This is a genomic window from uncultured Methanobrevibacter sp., from assembly GCF_947170395.1.
Lineage (GTDB): Archaea > Methanobacteriota > Methanobacteria > Methanobacteriales > Methanobacteriaceae > Methanocatella.
Genome location: NZ_CAMVTE010000021.1, coordinates 18,091 through 37,395 on the forward strand (window position 1 = coordinate 18,091; position 19,305 = coordinate 37,395).

Here is a 19,305-nt window from a genome sequence, read left to right on the forward strand (position 1 = left end):
TGGCATGAAAATCTAAAAAAAAGTAAAATTGCATTTGGCATATGTTAATAATAATTGAAGTGTACTCACACCGCATTTTAGCAAAAAACAGTTAAAAATTGTATTAAAAATAGTCATGTTAAAGCCACCTGCCAGCCATATTCACACCAGAAGGTGGCGTTTTCGAGTGATTGTTTATCGTCAGAGTTGATTCCTCCACTCATTTAATTTTGCACTTAAATCAAACCGTTATATCTCCAAATTTCCTCAACAGCTTCCTCAAAAGTCATATTTTCACCCCCAATCAAATCAATTATACACTTAAATCAAACCGTTATATCTCCAAATTTCCTCAACAGCTTCCTCAAAAGTCATATTCTCACCTCCAAATCGAGTATTGTTCAACAGCCATAATACCTAATGAATAATATTTCTAGTCCGACAATCATTTGATAATTTCAGGCCAGTAATGTTTTCAAGTTCAATGAACACATCAGACCTATTAATTAGTTTATACAATGCCATATAGATAGTTTTTCGAATGTAAGTGCTCACTTACATCTTAAAAATAGTAAAAAAAGAAAAATAAGTGTTTTATAGAAAAATAAAGATTAATCAGGCAATGTCAATATTTTTAATTATAGATGTTGTTGGAAACAATGTATCAATATTATTGTATACTTATCCTAAATTGTTACTTTTGGCTCTTTTCAAAAATATTTTTACAAACACTTTAAGGAGCTGAAAAACTATGAAAAACCATGAACTGTTAAGAGCAATATTTGTTACATACAACCATTCACCAGGCACACAAAGATTATACACATATTCATTGGAAAAATATGGAACTTATTATGAAATGGAACTCAATGAACTTCTAAAAGAAGCAGAAAGTGATGAAAACAAAGGAATCAAATGGAAACATCACCGAATCAAAACCAGACTTCTAGAATTCAGGCAATACTTATTAGAAAACTATGCATTGAACACAGTGAAATCCGTGATGATAAATGTCATCAAGTTCTACAAATTTTATGATATTGAAATCTACGAACTTCCAAAAATCAATGAAAAATCCATTAAAAAGCCACAACCCATTTATTTCAGTGATTTACCTGATAAGGAAATCATCAGAAAAGCATTAAGTATTACCAGTCCCGTTATGAAGGCAGCAAGACTTTTTATTTGCTCCAGCGGATGTGCAAGGGCAGAAACACTAAGTCTAACTATACAAGATTATATTGATGCATTGTCTGAATATCTACCACAAAAAGACATGGATATATTTGAGGTGATTGATATAATCGAAGATGATGAAACAATCATTCCCACTTTCAATATTCTCCGTAAAAAGACCAACAAATACTACACCACATATTGCAGCCCAGAAGCAGTAAAAGCAATCAACGCACACATACTATCTCGCACTGATAAAGTCACCAATGAATCCAAACTCTTTAAGATGGCTGTAAATTATTTCACAGTTAATTTTCAAAAAATTAATGATAATTTGGGACTTGGAAAAATTGGCAACTATAACAGATTCAGAAGTCACATGCTACGGAAATTCCATGATCTGCATTATATAATGACGGCATGAGCCTCGATGATGTTAATGACTTGCAGGGAAAAGCAAAAAATAAAACAGATCAGGCATACTTCATGATCAATCCTGAAGATTTAAAATACCAATACATCGAACATCTGCAGGCAGTAACCATCAACACAGAAGTTAAAAAACTGCACGTCAAATCACCAGAATTTGTAAAAATAGAAAATGAGAAAAACGAACTGAAACTAGAATTGGACAGGCTTAAATTCGACATTGACAGTCTAAAAAGCATGATTGGGAAATAATAATATATTTTCCCAATTCTTTTTTTATAAATAGATTCTTCTTATTCCCTTGATTTTATCAAAGTCTGAATCAAATGACACAACAACAGAAACATTATTATCCATCATTGTTTTCACTATTGTACAATCAGAATAGTTAACACTTAAATTATAATATTTAAATAATTTTAAACTTTCATTATAATCTTCACTGGTAAGAAAAACCACTTTATCCAAGTTTAATAAAGTGTCCACTATTTCATCTAGTCCGATTTTATGGTTGTTCTTTTTTAGGCTATTGAGTACTTCAACGAGTACTGTGTTGTTTATTAGTTTTCTTTCTTTGTCGATGATGGGTCTTAGTTGATGTGCTTGTTCGTGATAGTCATCATTATCAATCATCAATCCAATAAGGTATGTGCTGTCTAAAAATATCATGTTTATCTGTAACTACTTTTCTTTAATTCTACACTGTTGGTTGGTACATCAGAGTGTAAAACTCCATCTAATTTTTCTAAGTTTTTATCTCCTTCAGGTTTATCAAAAGACAACATTGCTTCAATATCACTAATGCTCATTACATTAGTTGGAGTGTCATCTTCTTTAAGACCTTTTAAAATGTACCTGTTTGCCAAATCCAATTGTGTAATTCCTGTTTCAACACTCTTCAATTTCAACAATTGTTTAATCTCTTCATTTATCCTAATTGTTGTTGCCATTCAAAATCACTTCCAAAAAAATTCATTGTATATTTGTATACTAATATATTTTTATAATAATATATTAATCTTTTGGAAAAGGATAAAATAGGAAGAACACTAAAAGCTAATCCACATCAACTACTAAAAAAATAGATTATAATAAAAATAATATAACACTGTAGTTTTCTAAAAACATTATATTATCTTCAATTTGTTTAAGAAGCACATAATTATTCATAAAAAGCATATGAAAATATTTAAAGAAATTAATAGCCTTCATCGGCAAAATGATTTCTCATTTTATGGTAGAACTCATCCGGCGTAAAACCGAAATCATTGTTGAATGATTTATACGCCAGAGTGCAGTCTGTTTTTAAATTATATTTAAAATCAGGGCATCTTTCCATAATTTTATCAAAACAGATTTTGGAATGAACAGGAAATGGAACCTCATCAAAGGAAATTTTGTCAATCACCATTTTCATGGCACAGGAAAGGACTGTCAGCTGAAGAGCGGAAGCGTAGGCGTCATAGCACTCCCCGCAATCCAGATTAACATCCACATATACCATGAAGTTGACCATCACATGAGAAATCCAGATTAGGGAATTGGGCTTGAATCGCTCCAGCTGCAAATCGGCAAACCTTAAGACTGACTCTTCCAAATCACCACCATTATCCTGACAGAATCCCGCAAATTCCTCAAAGGAATAATTTGTCAGATATTTAAGATACGCATCTTTGATTTTATCATCACACGGATATTTGGAAATTTTTTTAATCTCTTTTCGTTTTAAAACTTTCGGATATGTAAACATGAAAACCAACATTCATCTGTTATTAGTCAAAAAGAAGTCAGAGACTTATGCTCCAACTGGAATTGTCATCCCTGCAACTACAATCATTAATTATTATATACTTAGCAATATTTAAAGGCCATGTTTTCAGGCTCAAAGACTGATTATCTGCCCAAAACATCTCTGATGATGCGTTTGTCATCCCCGTCAAATGCTCCTAAAAGACAAATCAGCGGGAAATAAATAACAATCGCCAAAGGAAGCGCCAGCCATATGTTTGGAGTTATGAAATGGAAAACGACTCCCAAAACCAGAGCCCCGACAATAATCTTAAATATGTCCAAAAATATCTTTTTGTTGAATCCGTGGCCCAGACGGCAGATTGAAATCCTCTGTATTGCTGCAATCAGCGCATAACTTAAAATTGTTGAAACCGCCGCACCATAATATGAAAAGCGAGGAATTAAAATCAGATTCAAAATGACATTTACTGCTGCCCCAAAGATATAAATCTTATTGACGGTCATTTCCTTATGAGATGAGTTCAAAAGATTTGTTCCGGGAGCCAAAACAAACAGAATAGCTACTGTCCAGATTAAAACAGAAAGCACTCCTGAAGCGGAATCATACTCATCTCCATAGATTAACTGAATCAGTGCAGGAGAATAGATAACAATTAGAACGCTGAACGGAATGATAAGCATCAGCATATATTTGACTGACTTTTCATAGCTGAAAAACAGCATAGACCCATCATTGCTTTTAAAAAACTTGCTCATTACCGGAAAAATTACAGCAGCGTAAATTGAAACCAGAATGTTCTGCACGGGAATCAGCTTGTATGTTGCATTATAGATTCCGGCAGCATAGCTTCCGACAAGGTGTTCAACCATTATGATGTCGATATAGTAATATGCAGAAAACAAAATTCCCGTAATTGCAAATGGGAGGGATAAAACAGTGATTTTCCTGCAGAATTGCCTATCCAACTCATATTTGGGATTTACAATGTGTCTTTTCAGGGCATAATATCCGTAGGCCAATGCAATGACATTCGAGAGAATGTATGAAACGGCAATTACAAAAATGCCCATATCCGTATAAATCGAAACGATAATGAAAATCAGAAGAATGACATGCCGAATATTGTTTGCAGCAGCCTGATATTTGACCTTTTCAAAAGCCTGGAAAGTTCCATTCAATAGATTGCAGAAAGATTTAATAATCATCTCAATTGCAAAAAGCATTGTGACCTTGACTGTAAGTTCATTGCATTGCATCAAAAACAAGACCGCAAGCATCACCAGGAATGCGGCAATGGAAAAAACCGATTTCAACGGAATCGCATTGCCCAGATATTTTGATGCTAAAGAATTGTCCGTCGATACGTCCCTGACGATATGGGTGTTGATTCCAAAATCAGCTATGATGATAAGTATTCCGGTTAGGGAAATGGCAAATCCATAAATGCCGTATTCTTCAACGCCAAGATATCTGGCAATTATTATGGTCCATATAAATGTGCAGACCGTAATAATCAGCTGCGAACTTACCAGCCATCCCATATTTGAAAATATTTTTTTCACACTGCTCATGAAATCATCTTAAAAACTAATAGTATAATTTATGTTTTTTAAACATTATAAAATCAATGTATAACATATATCTAAAAAAAGTAAAAATGCATTTGTTTTAATTAAAAATAGCCATATTAAAGCCACCTGCCAGCCATATTCACGCCAGACAGGTGGCGTTTTCGAGTGATTGTTTATCCTCAGAATTGATCCCTCCACTCATTTAATTTTGCACTTAAATCAAACCGTTATATCTCCAAATTTCCTCAACAGCTTCCTCAAAAGTCATATTTTCACCTCCAAATTGAGTATAGTTCAACAGTCATAATACCTAATGAATTAGATCTCTAGTCCAATAATCAATCATAATAATCACCTTGATTAATTTCAGGCAGTGATGTTTTCATTTTCAACGAACATATCAGACCGGTTTATTAGTTTATACAAAGCCATATAAATAGTTTTTCGAATGTAAGTGCTCATTTACATCTTAAAATAGTTTAAAAAAGAAGAATATTACTTATTTTAAAAAAAGAAAAATAAACACGGAAATCTATACGATTGCTTGTGCAGAAATTAGGTGGAACCATCCTACTTTTAAAATTGAACTTCCGCCAACTTTTAAGAAGTTGGGGTATTCTTGCATATTTATGATAAATAGTAATTTATAATCCTAATTATTTTAATATCTGAATCACATCCGAGTTTGCATATCCTTTTTTCAGCACTCCGATTCAAACCAGACATTATGTTTTCAAATTGATTCAAAAGTGGAATTATCTTTTGAATATTTCAAATCCTACTCTAAACAGTACCAATACTGGATATATCTCCAGTCTTCCAGTCCACATGTCCATCATACTGACTATCTTTAATATAGGGTTTAAGGTATGGTTAACTATTCCCAGCTCCAAACCATTGTTTCCCTGAAGTGACATTGCCGCAAACAGGCTTTTGAATGGATCATATCCAAATAAACAGAATAATGCCCATGTTATAAATATGAATATAAGATAAAGCACGATGAATTTTCCAGCTTCCCCGATCGCTTTTTCAGATATTTGATGCCCATTTAGTTTTACAGGTACGATTCTGCCTTCGGGCGATAAGATTTCTTTAATACTTGCGTATATTCCTTTACAGAATATAATTGTACGGACAAGTTTTATTGCACCTACTGTAGAACCGTTTGAACCACCTATTAACATCATAGCCATTAAACTGAGTATTACAAATGCTGGCCAACTTGCCATTGCATCCACTGAAGCTACACTGGCACCAGTTGTTGTAATAACAGAAGTTACTGTAAATACTAATTCCATTGGAATAATGTCAGAAACTAAATAAAGCATCAAACTGACAAACGCTATTATGGAAATGATTACTTTAAATTGCAAATCCTCTATTAATGATTTCCCTTTCGTTTTAATTATTTTATAATGCACTAAAAAGCTAGTGGCACCCAATATCATTACGATTATCGAAATCAAATATATTAAATCATTTTGATAGTACCCGATATTAGCATTCTTAACGGCCATGCCTCCTGTAGAAATTATACAGAAAGTATTGCAGACAGCATCAAAAATAGGCATTCCGGCAAGAACATATAATATTATGCCCAATAAAGTATATACTCCATAAATCTTCAAGGTTTCTTCAATTGTGGATTTAATACTTGGCTTTAATCTTTCATCACGAGCTTCGGACTGGTAAAGTCTTGAAGATATTGAACCTGGAGTAATAAACCTGAGCATAACAACAATTACACCCAATCCTCCAACCCATTGTTCTAAAGCTCTGAAAAAGAGTATGCTATAAGGCAATATTTCCACATTTTCAAATATTGTTATTCCAGTGCCAGTTAACGCCGAAACACTTTCAAAAACACCATCAATAATAGGAATATTTGTTGATAGCGTAATAACAATACCTCCAACAAGACCCGCCCAAAACCATGCAAAAGATGAAATCATCATCCCATGTTTTAGCCTTATCCTTTTAGAAGTATATGCATCGAAGTATTTCATGAAAAAATAACCTAGCCCCATAGAAATTGCTCCCGGAACAATGAAACTGAACACATCAAATTCAAAATAAATTAAATCAACTATAATTGGAATTAAACACATTATGCCTATTCCAACCATAAGTATTCCGGAGTTTCTTGCAACAATCTTTAAATCAGTTCGTGAAATATACTCATCAATATATGATATTAAATAAAAGGTATATAATCTTAATCTTGTGATGTGACAAAAAGTATTGAAACTTTCCTGCTCATTAGATATCAAAACTGTAATTTATAAGTCCGCCCATTAACTTAAATTATGATATTTAAAACCTATTTTAAACATTTTCAGCATGTGGCCCCGATAATCTATTTTAAAAAATGATAATGCGGCAACACGATGAACCTACCAAAACCACACTACAAAAAGTAAAAAAATAACTTAATTAAAATACTTAAAAAGAACCAAATCGATTTAAATAAGTAAATTATATAATTATAAAAGTAAAAATTCTTTATAACTCATATAAAGCATGAATAATCTAAAAAAAAGAAAAAATAAACACGGAAATCTATACGATTCCTTGTGCGAGAATTGGGTGGAACCACCCTATTTGAAAAAACAAAGTCTGATAAAAACTTCCCATTAAACCCTAAAAATTGCTTTTACAATGTAAAATTGCTTTGAAAAAATCATACTATATAAATATTTGGATAATCTTAAAAAAAATAATTATTTGTCCCATTAATGAAAAATGTAAACTATTTAAAGGATAAAATACAATTAAATATTAAAATATTATTGAGGTGAATGCATATGGCAAAACCTATTGGTGAAACTCCAACATTATACGGTAAAGAAGCCAGGGATTTTTTAAGAAAAATGAATGAACCCCCTAGCAGAGAAGACCGTGAATTTAGAAAAAAATGTGAATCTCAAAGAATAGTCCTATTTTAACTTTTCTTGAGATCAAGATACAAATAGAAAGTTTGTTCAGGATTTTGTTTGATAATCCTGTCCAACTTCTCTTTAATTAATTCATCATCTCTTTTTAAGTTTGAAAAGTGGTTATGAACGGCATAAAAATTATATGCACTGGCATAACCTTCAACAACAATAAACCTTAAACCTACATCATTTTCAGATAATTTTCTAATGGAGTTTATGACATTTCTGAGGATATGTGAACCTAATCCCCCATTAGTATATTTTTTATCGATTGCAAATCTTCCTATTTTTATTGCAGGCAATGGTTTCTTTTTAGGAACCTTTTCAATATTTTCATTATAATGGGGTTTTAATTTTAACCTAATATTTTCATCACGAATATTCTTTAAAGGAATAGTATCAGTTAGCAATGAAACAAATCCAATTATCTCACCATCACAAGTGATTAGTTTAGTGATATTTATTTTATCATATTGCTGGTTTAATGCATCATTTTTAATAAAATCATTTAAATCATCAGAGTCACATTCAAAATTACTTAAATCATGTTTTTCAGTTAATGTTTCGAATTTATAATTCTCTTTAATATATTCAATATCCATAATACTACCTTCATTTGCTTTATTTCATATTTCAAAAGAAAATTAGTTCCAATTTAATGATTAAAAACATTTGACTAATTTCAATTGAACATAAAACCAATTTAATATTAATTTAGTAAAAGATAGTACATATTAACTTTTCAAGTGCGACTGCATGTAAAATCACATATGTGAAAAAACACGACGAACCACCCGATACCACCCTACTTACGATAAATTCAAAATTAAACATAAACAGTTTAAAATGATAAATAAAAATAGAATTTATTAAATTAATCCAAAACAAGTTAAAATTATTAAATAAACAAATAAAGAATAATTAATCTAAAAAAAAGAAAAAATAAACAAGGAAATCAATACGATTCCTTGTGCGAGAAACAGGTGATCCCACCCTACTTTTAAAAATTAATTCCATTTTTTATAGATGGATCTTCTAGGACCAATATCAATTATCTCAACCTCTTTAGTTGATTCATTGATGAAATATATAATCCTATAATCTCCCACCCTTGTTTTTTTACATTTAGGACATTTTCTGCTTTTAAATGAACTTTCTGCTTCTTTATATGGATCAACGGCCAATTGATAATATTTGCCATGTATCCTCTTTATCAATTTTTCATCATCAGAATTTTTATCCATGAATTTAATTGCCCTTTTATCTTCAAAAAGTTCATAATTCACTTCAGAATTATTTTCTGAGGGCATTTAAATCAACTTTTCTGGTGCCGCTGTAGTCGCCGCTTTCAAAATGCCTAATCCTTTCATTATAGTAATCTGCGTCTTCATCACTTAATTCATCAAAATACATTCTTTCATACACCTCAATTAATCTAGCTATAATATCATTGTATGTTTCGGATTTTAAACCCAAGTGAGCTAGTTTTGTATGAATTTCTTCAGTTACACGAATTGTTTTCATTGCCATAGCGAATCCTCCAGTATATTGAAGTTAATTATATACATTAATTATATCAAATATATTATTTATAATTATTGTAATTAAATATATTCTTGTAAATGAAAAACTTATGAGAAATTCTAATTAAGAATATATTTTCTAAAATAATGAAATTTTTGGAAGTGCGATTTTGCACAAAAACACACAAAAAATAACTTGATAAAAATATCCTAAAAGAAACAAATCTGATAAATTTAACTTAATTTCAAATAAATATGCTTAATAATAAGTTATAAATAAAATAAAACTCAAATAGCTTAAAAAAAAGAAAAAAGAAACAAGGACATCTAAACAATGCCTTGTGCGTTCATAGCATCAACAACTTTCTTGAATCCTGCAATGTTTGCTCCTGCAACATAGTTTTTGTCCATGTCGTATTCAGCAGCAGCTTCTGCAACATTTGCAAAGATAGTTTCCATAATGGTTTGAAGTCTACCGTCAACTTCTTCAAATGTCCAGGATAACCTTTCTGAGTTTTGTGACATTTCAAGTGCGGAAGTAGCTACTCCACCAGCGTTGGATGCTTTACCTGGAGCGAATAAAACGCCGTTTTCCTGTAAGTATTCGGTTGCTTCGATTGTGGTTGGCATGTTTGCACCTTCAGCAACAGCAACGACACCGTTTGCAACTAAGGTTTTTGCATCTTCTAACTGCAATTCGTTTTGGGTAGCACATGGAAGAGCGATATCTGCTTTAACTGTCCATACGCCTTTTCCTTCGTGGTATTCGGCTGATGGTCTTGCTTCAGCATATGCGGTTAATCTTTCTCTTCTTACTTCTTTTACTTCTTTTAATAACTCTACATCGATTCCTTCAGGATCGTAAATCCAGCCTGTTGAATCGGAACAGGTTACTGGGTTTCCGCCTAATTGTTGAGCTTTTTCAATTGCATAAATAGCTACGTTACCTGCACCTGATACGATAATGTCTTTTCCTGCAATATCAATATCGTTTGCTTTTAACATAGCGTTTGTGAAGTATAATAATCCGTATCCGGTTGCTTCGGTTCTTGCAAGTGAACCACCGAATGATAAACCTTTACCAGTTAATACTCCTTCGTATAATCCTCTGATTCTTTTGTATTGGCCGAACAAGAATCCGATTTCACGACCACCTACTCCAATATCTCCAGCAGGAACATCGGTATCTGCACCAATGTATTTGCATAATTCGGTCATGAATGACTGACAGAATGCCATGATTTCTCTGTCTGATTTTCCTTTAGGATCAAAGTCAGATCCACCTTTTCCTCCGCCGATTGGAAGGCCTGTCAAGGAGTTTTTGAAGATTTGTTCAAATCCTAAAAATTTGATGATACCTACGTTTACAGATGGGTGGAAACGTAATCCGCCTTTGTAAGGTCCGATTGCACTGTTGAACTGTACACGGTATCCTGTGTTTACCTGTACCTGTCCGTTGTCGTCAATCCATGGGACACGGAATTTTAATTGTCTTTCAGGATTGGTTAATCTTTCAAGAAGTGCGTTTTTTCTGTATTCTTCTTCGTTTTCTTCAATTACAACCCTTAAGGATTCCAATACTTCGCGTACAGCTTGGTGGAATTCCGGTTCTGAAGGGTTTTGTTCAATAATGGTTTCAATTACTTCATCTACGTATGACAAAAATATTCCTCCAAATCAAATTTAGAATAAACTATCAAATTTCATAGAAATTCAACAATCTAGTTTATTATATGAATCTTCTCATATTTAAATATTTTTCAATATTTGATAAAATATTAGAATATTATTCAAATAAATTAAGATTTATCTTAAACAAATTATAAAATATTCAAAAATTAATGTGTAATTAAATATCTCTTTTTGAATATTAAATCAAAATGTCTAGTTAAAATAATCAATTGGTGGACAAAGTCGGAAAATGACTTCCACCAAAAACGGAATATATATTTTTCAACATTGCCCCCACATCACGGGAAATATCCAAACAATCGCCAGCTAATCCGCAAAAATATTAAACAAAAATAGATAGAAATTTAAAAAGCATACTCTTTTATATACCATAATTAACAAATCAAAATACAAAATAGAGTAAAAATTATTTTTTGATATACAAAAGCACAAAATTGGTGAACCATGAGCCGGGAAAAAATTAAAAGATCCCAATATGAAAAGCTAAAAAGAAATTATCTGAACAAGAACAGAAGCCTGCACTCACTCTACATTGAGTTATATGATGAATGCGAAATATCAAGACACCTGTTTTTTAAACTGATAAATAAAATAAGAGTTGAAGAAGGATTAAGTGAATATTATACAAAAAAGAAAAGAAAAAATAAGGTTATGGCAAAACGCCACAATCAGTATTCAACATGATATCTCAATATTGCAGCGATACCACCGAAAGCCCTGAACAGCTGCATGCCCTCATCGGTTTCAGTAGATATGAACTCAACATTGGTACTCATCTCTTCAGCCTTTTCAACAAAGTAATCAGCCAAATCGGTTGAATCTTCTTCCTTTAAAAGTTCGTTGCAGTTAGGACACCTTTCCTCAATTTTGTCGGCTTCAGACTGTGTCTTGACGGTGAACTCCTTGGTGGTTCCGCAGCTAGGACAGACAAACATCTTGCGCATTGCAGTCAAATCTTCAGACAGAAGCAGTGTGTCTACCGCACCGATTGTGAGATTGGTTCTCACCTCATCCTCACCGTATGATGAAAGACCCTGGTCTTTGGTAAGTTCCTTTAAAAACTTCTGAACCATCTGCTTTTCATGGATTACATCCAAATCGCTCAAAACCGGAGCTGACTTTTCGATGACCTCACGGATACCGAAATCCCCGGTGTAGGAAGTATCCTCTATGGAGAGTATCTTCTGTTTGAGTTCGTAGTTAAGATAGTCACCTTCAGCAAAGTCTGTTTTGGTAAAACCAGGTCCTCCAAGAATGATTCCCTTCAAATCATCCTTCAAAGGCAAAAAGTCATCGTTCATGTGGTCTCCGATACGTTTTAAAAACTCGTGAGCTGCCTGTTCAATGACCCTGTCAAACCTTCTCTGGGACTGTCCACCGGCCTTGTGCTTGCCCGGAACACCACTGGTAATGTGAGTGAGGATATTGATTTTTTTACCTTTCATTGAAGCTATGGTGGCTTCCCTTCTGTCGATTACGGCAACGCCATAGGTATCCCTTTCCTCAATCATGTATTCGAGAGGTTCGAGGAAAAACTCGTTGTTGCACTTGTACCAGTATGTTGTAACCGGTTCAGGCGGTTCGATAACGTAGGTTTCCATCTTCTCGGTACCGGGACCTCCTTTCGGAATCATGCCCACAAAGAGCACCAGACCGTTTTCAGGCGGTTTTTTGTATAAACGGATTCTTTGCAGTATTACTTCAATGGCAGATTGTACATTTTTCTTTGTCTGTTTACTTTTAATGTTAGCACTCTGACCAAGCTCATCTCTCATGTGCTTACCCACATCACTCAATTGCTTATCAGGTGGAATATAAACGGAAACAAGCTCTGTACCTCTACCTCTTTTCTGTGCCAATTCCTTTAATGCTTTTTTAAATTCATATAATTCTTTTGATGATACTTCAGCCATGTTATCCCTATAAAAATTAAATTAATATAATAGTAATAGATATCTTTTTTTAAATATAAATAAGTAATGGAAAAACAGCTATTTCTTAAGGATTTCATCACCGAATTTGTCAAATAATTCAATGTCAGCCGAAGAGATGGTTGCGATTTCAAGCAAATCCATTCCGGTAATGTCGGATACCTCATGGGCCAGATGGACATATGTGTCGGGATAGTCGTTGTATCCGAAAAGATGCCATATCACGTCGCCTTCAAACACCATTTCAAGATACCAGTCATAGCCTTCCAAATCATCGGGGTCCCTGGCAAGTGATTTTTTATGATAATCGGCTAAAATCCAGCAGTAGACATGATACCTTTCAAGAAGGTCCAAAATCAGCTTCTCATCAGAGTCCGACATCCGCTTTTGGATGTATCCTTCGATTGACCCCTCTTCAAAATTGACAATCAGACGGGGGTTTGGAAGCTCATAGGGCATGGTGCGGTAATGGCCGAACTCCAATGACCTGAGTTGTAGCCTTTCACCGTCAAGATAAACCCCGTCAGGTTTCATCTCATAAAAAAGAGGGGTTGCCATTTTTCTTTGATGGTTGAGATGCAGGACGTCAAAGCCGAATATTTCACATAAAAGTTTGGCGAATTCAGGCCAATTTTTGGGAAAGTTGTTTTTAAAGCTGTACTCCTCATAGCCGTCTGTCGAATATATTATTACAATGCAGGAATAAATCAGCTCAAGCTTTTCAAAATAAAGAAACCTTTCGGATTGAAAATCCTCAAACAGCCTAAGGCTTTCAAAGCAGTGGCTAAATGTGTCGATTTCATCATCAGTTAAACTGTAGATTTCACTGTTCATCTTCTCTCTTAAATCAACAAGAATATCAATCCAGGAATCGTCGCAGAGGGGACTTTCATCAAGGACCTTATCTCCGCTTCCACGCTCTGAAATCTTATAGTAGGCATTCCGGTTAACCAGATCTATCGTGAAGCATTCGTAATGCCTGTTGAGGCGTTTGAAATTGAACCTTTGTGTTATCTCTATCTTTTCAATCATAAATGTTAATATATTTATGGAACTTAATTAAAAAAGTTTATAAACTTAATGAGGTTAATTAATTAGTAAGTGATAGTATGGTTTTTAGAAGATGCCCACAGTGCGGTTCAACAAGCGATGATGCATACGGATTCTGCATCAAATGCGGATATGAATTTCCAAAAATAGACCAGGCAGAGCAGACATGCCCCCTATGCGGATATCACAATCCGGATGAGGCTGATTTCTGCGTCAAGTGCGGCACTCCATTGCTTTTTAAAAACCAGATGAAAAACAATAGCGTCATAAACCCTATTGTCATAAACAAGCCCTCAGAAACACCACAAAGCTCCGGAAGAGGCAGCAGAATTCTTGTCGTTTTAGGCTATCTTTTCTCAGTTCTCGGAGGCCTTTTGGGTTTGGTTATTGCGATTTACCTTTCAACCAGAAAGGATCCTTCCCTGAGGCGTCACGGACATATCCAGCTTGCGATATTCGGATTTTACGTTCTGCTTTTTGCAGTTCTTTTTGCAACCGGAAACATTTCACCTGAAGTCCTCGCCGACTACCAGCAGCTAATCGGATTTAACCTTACCTCCATTTAGATGCAGATACATCACTGCTGCAGCGTCGCCGTTTTCATAATATCCAGATACAATGCGGTCTATTTTAAACCCGAATTGCCTGTAGAATTCTATGGCTTCACGGTTGTTTTCATTGACCTCAAGGTAAATGGTGTCCAGATTCAGAAGGGATAAAATGGAGATTGCCTTTACCAAAAGATGGGTTCCCGCACCCAGCCTCCTGTAGTCCCTGTCGACAGCTATTGAAATTATGTGGCCCTGATTTTCATATTTGATCCAAAAAATAACGTATCCTATTACATAACCGTCCTGTTCAGCCACGAGAAATCCCACACCCATTTCATACAGGCCCAAAAATACATCAATGCCATAGGACTGGTCAAACGACATGCTTTCTATTTCATGAACCCTTTTCAAATCGTCAGGTGTGAATTTTCTTACAATCATAATAACATAGATTATTTACGATTAATTATATAACATTTTTGAAAATATTCCCCATTGCCTGATAGTATCGGCATCATTTAATATCTGTTATTGATTAATATATATTAGAGGACAAAACATGTGGCAAGATTTTGGAGAATATATCCTATCATTAACGAAAAACAGAAATGTCAAAATAGCCGAAATCGGAGTGGGAAGGTTCAGCGCAATAGCTGACATGCTCTCGGAAAAGGACAACATCACCATCATCAAAACAGACATCGACCCGGCCGACAGCACAGTGATAAGAGACGACATCACCAATCCCAATTTAAGCATATACGAAAACACTGACATCATCTATTCCATAAGACCCCCAAGCGAGCTTCAGCCATACATCGCAAGTCTCGCCGAGAAAATCGGATGTGATCTGATAATCAAACCTCTTACAAACGAAGATTTAAATACCGGCAGGGTTAAAATGAAATTAAAAAATTTCAAAAAGGCAAGCTTTTACACTTTAAGGTGATGTTATGAGTGACATATTATCCAAATACGAAACATCAAAGGAAGGACTTACCGACACTCAAGTCCAGAAAAGACAATCCGAATACGGTGCGAATGAACTTGAAGAGGCAAAGCCCACACCGGTTTACGTGCTTTTTTTATCACAGTTTGCAGACATCCTTATTGCACTTTTAATAATAGCCGCCGTTGCGTCATTTCTCATCGGAGACATTATCGATGCAGGCGTAATCATGCTTGCGGTACTTCTAAACACCATAATCGGATTCATCCAGGAGTACCGATCGCAAAAGGCCGTCGAAAGCCTCAAGGACCTTATGAGCAAACACGCAATAGTCAGAAGGAACGGCAGAATCGAGGAAATTGATGCCAGATGCCTTACCGTCGGAGACATTGTCATTTTGGAGGAAGGAATCAAAATACCTGCAGATTTGATTTTGATTGAATCCAAAAATCTGATGTGTGATGAATCCCAGCTGACCGGAGAATCCGAAGCCGTCAGAAAGCAAAAAGAGGATATGGTTTATATGGACTCCAACGTATTGGGCGGAAACGGTCTTGGAGTGGTCAGCGCAATAGGAATGAAAACGGAAATAGGAAAGATTGCAGACATCGTCCAACAGGAGGATGAGGAAACCCCTCTTGCAAAAAGGGTTGGAAAGCTTGGAAAAATTCTTTCTGCAATTGCAATTGTCGTGTGTATAGCCATTTTCATTATGGAACTGCTTCAGGGAGTTCCTGTTGTGGAAACATTCATGACTGCGGTTTCACTGGCGGTTGCCGCAATTCCGGAAGGCCTTCCTGCAGTGCTGACACTGACACTTGCACTCGGAATGAGCGAAATGGCAAAATCCAATGCAATCGTAAGGAAGCTTCTGTCTGTAGAAACCCTCGGGTCATGTACAGTCATCTGCAGTGACAAGACAGGTACCCTCACCGAAAACAAAATGACTGTAGTCGAGAGCTTTTATACAAACAGGGACAAAACACACCTTATAGGTAAACTGTGCAACAATGCAGTTCTAAATGGCGATGATTTCATCGGAGATCAGACTGATGGAGCCATTCTCAAATATTGTCACACTCATGAATGCGACCTTGAAAGGATTGATGAAATCCCACTTGACAGCAATCGTAAAATGATGACTACTATACATAGATTAGACGGTGAAAATAATATTGTTTTAACAAAAGGTGCTCCAGAAATAATTCTAGATAAATGCAAATACATAGATATGGACGGAAGTATTGAAATTCTTGAAGCTGAAATGAAGCAAAAGCTAGTTGAAAAAATTGGCGAAATGAGCGGACATGCACTGAGGACAATCGGATTTGCATATAAAATCAACGGTGAAGAAAATGCCGAAAGCGATTTGACATTCACCGGACTTCTGGGTCTCATTGATCCTCCTAAAGAGGATGCCAAAAAATCAGTTGAGGAGTGTATTCAAGCAGGAATAAAGGTAATCATGATTACAGGAGACCATGAAAAGACCGCATGCGCAATTGCAAGAAAACTGGGAATCCTTACAACCGGAGAAGTGATTACCGGAGGAGAACTTGACAAGCTTTCAGATGAAGAATACCTGAAGGCGGCCCAAAACATCCAGGTCTATGCAAGGGTAAAGCCTGCCCAAAAGATGAAAATCGTTGAAACACTCAAAAAGCTTGACAACATTGTTGCAATGACCGGAGACGGAGTAAACGATGCGCCGGCACTTAAAAAGGCATCAATCGGAGTTGCAATGGGTGACGGATGCGACGTTGCAAAAGAGGCCTCCGACATGATAGTCCAGAACAATGACTTCAAAACCATCGTAAAGGCCATTGAAGGGGGACGTAAAATCTATGACAACATCAAGAGATTCGTCAAATACCAGGTTTCCACAAACGTCGGGGCAATACTTACAATTGTGGGAACATCACTTCTCAACCTGCCGCTTCCTTTCAACCCAGCACAGCTTTTATGGCTGAACATCGTAATGGACGGCCCTCCGGCACAGATGCTTGGAATTGAAGGGGCTGAAAGAGACATTATGCAAAGGCCTCCTGAAACGGGAGACATTCTTACAAAAAACATACTGCTTGAGATACTGCTTTTAGGAATTGTAATGGCAGCGGGAACAATAGCGGTTTACAGCTATGAAATCACAACAGGAGTGCCAACCAAAAAGGCAATGACAGTTGCATTTACCCTGTTTGTAGTGTATCAGCTTCTAAACGCATTCAATGGAAGGGCAAACTCCGAAAAATCAAGCAGATACCTTTATCTTGGAATCCTGATATCATTCATTCTCCAGCTTCTTATACTCTACATTCCGCAGCTGCAGACAATATTCAGGACAACATCAATAGGAATGGCTGACTGGATAATCATACTTATAGTCGCTTCAACAATATTGATAGCTCAAAAAATAATCGGCAAAGTGATAAAATGAAAATATTTCTTCTAGGCGGTACAAAGGACTCAACAAACATTATAGAACACGTTAAGAAAAACTATGACGCACATATCCTAACCACAACCACAACAGAATACGGCGCAAGGCTTGCCAGAGATGCAGGAAGTGACGATACGATTGCAAGGCCTCTTTTAAAGGATGAGATTGAAGAGATATTGGCTGACGGGGAGTTTGACATTCTCATTGATGCGACACACCCCTTTGCAGAACACATCACACAGACTTCCGCAACAATTGCAAAAGAAACAAAAATCCCATACATACGCTTTGAAAGACCCACCACCAACCTTGAAAACGTTGAGACATCACACATCCACTACGTAAGTTCATTTGACGAGGCAGGAAAACTGATAGCAAGTGATTTTGATAGCGGAAACGTGCTGCATTTTGCAGGAGCAAACACCATGGCAGACATCGTGAAATACGTTCCAGTCGAAAGGTTCTATCCGAGGATTTTAAAGGTTGAAAACTCACTTAAAAAATGCGATGAGCTCAATATCAATCCTGACCACATAATTCCAATGACAGGTGCGGCCACAAAGGAAGAAAACATAGACCTGATTGAAAAATATGATGCAAGCGTCATGATTACAAAGGAAAGCGGCGAAATCGGAGGAGTCATCAAAAAGATTGAAGCTGCAAACGAAAAGGATGTTGCAATCATAATGATCCAGCGCCCAAAAATAGAGATGTTAAACAAAAACGACATCGTCAATGATTTAAAAGAATTAGAAATAAAAATAGAAGGTTTTTTAAAAAAATAGATATAAAAATAAGACGCCGAGACTGGGATTTGAACCCAGGCGAGGGAAACCTCACAGGATTTCAAGTCCTGCGCCTTACCAGACTAGACTATCTCGGCATGTGAAAAGGAATATTTAGAAGGATTCTAAATATTTATCCTTTAAGTTCGATTTCAATACTTACATTATCAGGAACGTTAACTTTCATAACTTGTCTCATTGCACGTTCATCAGCTCCAATACCGATTAAACGTTTGTGAATTCTAAGTTCCCATTTTTCCCAAGAAGCTTTACCTTCTCCATCTGGAGATTTTCTAGTTGGGACCACTAATTTTTTAGTAGGTAATGGAATAGGACCAGACAAGTCAACACCAGTTCTTTCAGCAATTTTTTTGAGTTGATCACATACATATGCCAATTTTTCCGGGTCTGTTCCAGTAAGCTTAATTCTTGCTTGATTCATTTATTATCCTCCAAAAAAAACAAAAAGAAAAGAAAGTAAAGAATACTTTCTAATTATTGTTTACAAACTTATTTTGCTGGGGTAACGTTAAGACATAA

21 protein-coding genes and 1 tRNA gene are annotated in these 19,305 nt (G+C 35.4%); 8 read left to right on the forward strand and 14 right to left on the reverse strand.

The window, feature by feature from the left end:
* Positions 1 to 730: 730 nt before the first annotated feature.
* Positions 731 to 1,579, forward strand: coding sequence for a site-specific integrase (locus tag Q0W04_RS07000; protein WP_298501419.1), 849 nt, complete (start codon positions 731 to 733; stop codon positions 1,577 to 1,579).
* Positions 1,576 to 1,836, forward strand: a complete 261-nt coding sequence (locus Q0W04_RS07005; protein ID WP_298501420.1) for a hypothetical protein — start codon at positions 1,576 to 1,578, stop codon at positions 1,834 to 1,836. The genes Q0W04_RS07000 and Q0W04_RS07005 overlap by 4 nt, the downstream gene beginning before the upstream one ends.
* Positions 1,837 to 1,860: 24 nt before the next feature.
* On the opposite strand, the gene Q0W04_RS07010 is transcribed toward Q0W04_RS07005, so the two are convergent.
* From Q0W04_RS07010 to Q0W04_RS07030, 5 genes are all read right to left on the reverse strand, one after another.
* A complete protein-coding gene (locus tag Q0W04_RS07010; RefSeq protein WP_298501421.1) occupies positions 1,861 to 2,253 on the reverse strand; it encodes a type II toxin-antitoxin system VapC family toxin in 393 nt (130 codons plus the stop codon).
* Positions 2,254 to 2,255: 2 nt separating this feature from the next.
* Positions 2,256 to 2,534 (reverse strand): hypothetical protein, encoded by a 279-nt coding sequence (locus tag Q0W04_RS07015; RefSeq protein ID WP_298501422.1) that lies wholly within the window; start codon positions 2,532 to 2,534, stop codon positions 2,256 to 2,258.
* Between the two features lie 248 nt (positions 2,535 to 2,782).
* Positions 2,783 to 3,334 (reverse strand): hypothetical protein, encoded by a 552-nt coding sequence (locus Q0W04_RS07020; RefSeq protein ID WP_298501423.1) that lies wholly within the window; start codon positions 3,332 to 3,334, stop codon positions 2,783 to 2,785.
* A gap of 143 nt (positions 3,335 to 3,477) precedes the next feature.
* Complete coding sequence (locus Q0W04_RS07025) at positions 3,478 to 4,908, reverse strand: flippase (protein WP_298501424.1); 1,431 nt, start codon at positions 4,906 to 4,908, stop codon at positions 3,478 to 3,480.
* 755 nt (positions 4,909 to 5,663) lie between these two features.
* Complete coding sequence (locus Q0W04_RS07030) at positions 5,664 to 7,181, reverse strand: TrkH family potassium uptake protein (protein ID WP_298501425.1); 1,518 nt, start codon at positions 7,179 to 7,181, stop codon at positions 5,664 to 5,666.
* A gap of 534 nt (positions 7,182 to 7,715) precedes the next feature.
* Here Q0W04_RS07030 and Q0W04_RS07035 point away from each other — a divergent pair.
* The gene (locus Q0W04_RS07035) at positions 7,716 to 7,856 is read left to right on the forward strand and encodes a hypothetical protein (protein ID WP_292783246.1); all 141 of its coding nucleotides are present in this window, start codon (positions 7,716 to 7,718) and stop codon (positions 7,854 to 7,856) included.
* On the opposite strand, the gene Q0W04_RS07040 is transcribed toward Q0W04_RS07035, so the two are convergent.
* The 4 genes from Q0W04_RS07040 to gdhA all read right to left on the reverse strand — a co-directional run bounded on the left by Q0W04_RS07040 (position 7,853) and on the right by gdhA (position 11,032).
* Positions 7,853 to 8,449, reverse strand: coding sequence for an N-acetyltransferase (locus Q0W04_RS07040; RefSeq protein ID WP_298501426.1), 597 nt, complete (start codon positions 8,447 to 8,449; stop codon positions 7,853 to 7,855). The two genes, Q0W04_RS07035 and Q0W04_RS07040, sit on opposite strands and share 4 nt — an antisense overlap.
* A 405-nt stretch (positions 8,450 to 8,854) precedes the next feature.
* Positions 8,855 to 9,157, reverse strand: coding sequence for a type II toxin-antitoxin system RelE/ParE family toxin (locus Q0W04_RS07045; protein ID WP_298501427.1), 303 nt, complete (start codon positions 9,155 to 9,157; stop codon positions 8,855 to 8,857).
* On the reverse strand, positions 9,141 to 9,377 hold the full coding sequence (locus tag Q0W04_RS07050) for a hypothetical protein (RefSeq protein ID WP_292803183.1): 237 nt from the start codon (positions 9,375 to 9,377) through the stop codon (positions 9,141 to 9,143). The genes Q0W04_RS07045 and Q0W04_RS07050 overlap by 17 nt, the downstream gene beginning before the upstream one ends.
* A gap of 320 nt (positions 9,378 to 9,697) precedes the next feature.
* Positions 9,698 to 11,032: an NADP-specific glutamate dehydrogenase gene (gene gdhA / locus Q0W04_RS07055; RefSeq protein ID WP_298501428.1), complete on the reverse strand. Its 1,335-nt coding sequence runs from the start codon at positions 11,030 to 11,032 to the stop codon at positions 9,698 to 9,700.
* 474 nt (positions 11,033 to 11,506) lie between these two features.
* Here gdhA and Q0W04_RS07060 point away from each other — a divergent pair, with 474 nt between their 5' ends.
* Entirely contained in the window at positions 11,507 to 11,746 is a 240-nt protein-coding gene (locus Q0W04_RS07060; protein WP_298501429.1) for a hypothetical protein, read from the forward strand.
* Here the strand turns inward: Q0W04_RS07060 and prf1 are convergent.
* Positions 11,731 to 12,975 carry a peptide chain release factor aRF-1 gene (gene prf1, locus Q0W04_RS07065; protein ID WP_298501430.1) on the reverse strand — a complete coding sequence of 415 codons (1,245 nt, stop codon included), beginning with the start codon at positions 12,973 to 12,975 and terminating at the stop codon, positions 11,731 to 11,733. The genes Q0W04_RS07060 and prf1 overlap by 16 nt on opposite strands.
* Before the next feature lie 78 nt (positions 12,976 to 13,053).
* A complete protein-coding gene (locus tag Q0W04_RS07070) occupies positions 13,054 to 14,025 on the reverse strand; it encodes a hypothetical protein (RefSeq protein WP_298501431.1) in 972 nt (323 codons plus the stop codon).
* 77 nt (positions 14,026 to 14,102) lie between these two features.
* On the opposite strand from Q0W04_RS07070, the gene Q0W04_RS07075 reads away from it, so the two are divergent.
* A complete protein-coding gene (locus Q0W04_RS07075) occupies positions 14,103 to 14,609 on the forward strand; it encodes a zinc ribbon domain-containing protein (protein WP_298501432.1) in 507 nt (168 codons plus the stop codon).
* On the opposite strand, the gene rimI is transcribed toward Q0W04_RS07075, so the two are convergent.
* Positions 14,580 to 15,035 (reverse strand): ribosomal protein S18-alanine N-acetyltransferase, encoded by a 456-nt coding sequence (gene rimI, locus Q0W04_RS07080; RefSeq protein ID WP_298501433.1) that lies wholly within the window; start codon positions 15,033 to 15,035, stop codon positions 14,580 to 14,582. The two genes, Q0W04_RS07075 and rimI, sit on opposite strands and share 30 nt — an antisense overlap.
* 118 nt (positions 15,036 to 15,153) lie before the next feature.
* Here rimI and Q0W04_RS07085 point away from each other — a divergent pair, with 118 nt between their 5' ends.
* From Q0W04_RS07085 to cobK, 3 genes are read left to right on the forward strand one after another with little or no spacing between them, the layout of a single operon-like run.
* Positions 15,154 to 15,543: a UPF0146 family protein gene (locus tag Q0W04_RS07085; RefSeq protein ID WP_298501434.1), complete on the forward strand. Its 390-nt coding sequence runs from the start codon at positions 15,154 to 15,156 to the stop codon at positions 15,541 to 15,543.
* A 4-nt stretch (positions 15,544 to 15,547) separates the two neighbouring features.
* Complete coding sequence (locus Q0W04_RS07090; RefSeq protein WP_298501435.1) at positions 15,548 to 17,977, forward strand: calcium-translocating P-type ATPase, PMCA-type; 2,430 nt, start codon at positions 15,548 to 15,550, stop codon at positions 17,975 to 17,977.
* Entirely contained in the window at positions 17,974 to 18,765 is a 792-nt protein-coding gene (cobK, locus tag Q0W04_RS07095; protein ID WP_298501436.1) for a precorrin-6A reductase, read from the forward strand. Before Q0W04_RS07090 ends, cobK begins: the two co-directional genes overlap by 4 nt.
* A 14-nt stretch (positions 18,766 to 18,779) precedes the next feature.
* Here cobK and Q0W04_RS07100 read toward each other — a convergent pair.
* A tRNA-Ser gene (locus Q0W04_RS07100) sits at positions 18,780 to 18,863 on the reverse strand.
* Between the two features lie 35 nt (positions 18,864 to 18,898).
* Positions 18,899 to 19,207, reverse strand: coding sequence for a 30S ribosomal protein S10 (gene rpsJ / locus Q0W04_RS07105; RefSeq protein ID WP_042691424.1), 309 nt, complete (start codon positions 19,205 to 19,207; stop codon positions 18,899 to 18,901).
* Positions 19,208 to 19,305 lie beyond the last annotated feature (98 nt).

What these genes read in the sequence shown, in the direction of transcription:
- Q0W04_RS07000 (WP_298501419.1), top strand. Translation starts at nt 731, where the DNA reads ATGAAAAACCATGAACTGTTAAGAGCAATATTTGTTACATACAACCAT.
- Q0W04_RS07005 (WP_298501420.1), top strand. Translation starts at nt 1,576, where the DNA reads ATGAGCCTCGATGATGTTAATGACTTGCAGGGAAAAGCAAAAAATAAA.
- Q0W04_RS07010 (WP_298501421.1), bottom strand. Translation starts at nt 2,253, where the DNA reads ATGATATTTTTAGACAGCACATACCTTATTGGATTGATGATTGATAAT.
- Q0W04_RS07015 (WP_298501422.1), bottom strand. Translation starts at nt 2,534, where the DNA reads ATGGCAACAACAATTAGGATAAATGAAGAGATTAAACAATTGTTGAAA.
- Q0W04_RS07020 (WP_298501423.1), bottom strand. Translation starts at nt 3,334, where the DNA reads ATGTTTACATATCCGAAAGTTTTAAAACGAAAAGAGATTAAAAAAATT.
- Q0W04_RS07025 (WP_298501424.1), bottom strand. Translation starts at nt 4,908, where the DNA reads ATGAGCAGTGTGAAAAAAATATTTTCAAATATGGGATGGCTGGTAAGT.
- Q0W04_RS07035 (WP_292783246.1), top strand. Translation starts at nt 7,716, where the DNA reads ATGGCAAAACCTATTGGTGAAACTCCAACATTATACGGTAAAGAAGCC.
- Q0W04_RS07040 (WP_298501426.1), bottom strand. Translation starts at nt 8,449, where the DNA reads ATGGATATTGAATATATTAAAGAGAATTATAAATTCGAAACATTAACT.
- Q0W04_RS07045 (WP_298501427.1), bottom strand. Translation starts at nt 9,157, where the DNA reads ATGCCCTCAGAAAATAATTCTGAAGTGAATTATGAACTTTTTGAAGAT.
- Q0W04_RS07050 (WP_292803183.1), bottom strand. Translation starts at nt 9,377, where the DNA reads ATGGCAATGAAAACAATTCGTGTAACTGAAGAAATTCATACAAAACTA.
- Q0W04_RS07060 (WP_298501429.1), top strand. Translation starts at nt 11,507, where the DNA reads ATGAGCCGGGAAAAAATTAAAAGATCCCAATATGAAAAGCTAAAAAGA.
- prf1 (WP_298501430.1), bottom strand. Translation starts at nt 12,975, where the DNA reads ATGGCTGAAGTATCATCAAAAGAATTATATGAATTTAAAAAAGCATTA.
- Q0W04_RS07070 (WP_298501431.1), bottom strand. Translation starts at nt 14,025, where the DNA reads ATGATTGAAAAGATAGAGATAACACAAAGGTTCAATTTCAAACGCCTC.
- Q0W04_RS07075 (WP_298501432.1), top strand. Translation starts at nt 14,103, where the DNA reads ATGGTTTTTAGAAGATGCCCACAGTGCGGTTCAACAAGCGATGATGCA.
- rimI (WP_298501433.1), bottom strand. Translation starts at nt 15,035, where the DNA reads ATGATTGTAAGAAAATTCACACCTGACGATTTGAAAAGGGTTCATGAA.
- Q0W04_RS07085 (WP_298501434.1), top strand. Translation starts at nt 15,154, where the DNA reads ATGTGGCAAGATTTTGGAGAATATATCCTATCATTAACGAAAAACAGA.
- Q0W04_RS07090 (WP_298501435.1), top strand. Translation starts at nt 15,548, where the DNA reads ATGAGTGACATATTATCCAAATACGAAACATCAAAGGAAGGACTTACC.
- cobK (WP_298501436.1), top strand. Translation starts at nt 17,974, where the DNA reads ATGAAAATATTTCTTCTAGGCGGTACAAAGGACTCAACAAACATTATA.
- rpsJ (WP_042691424.1), bottom strand. Translation starts at nt 19,207, where the DNA reads ATGAATCAAGCAAGAATTAAGCTTACTGGAACAGACCCGGAAAAATTG.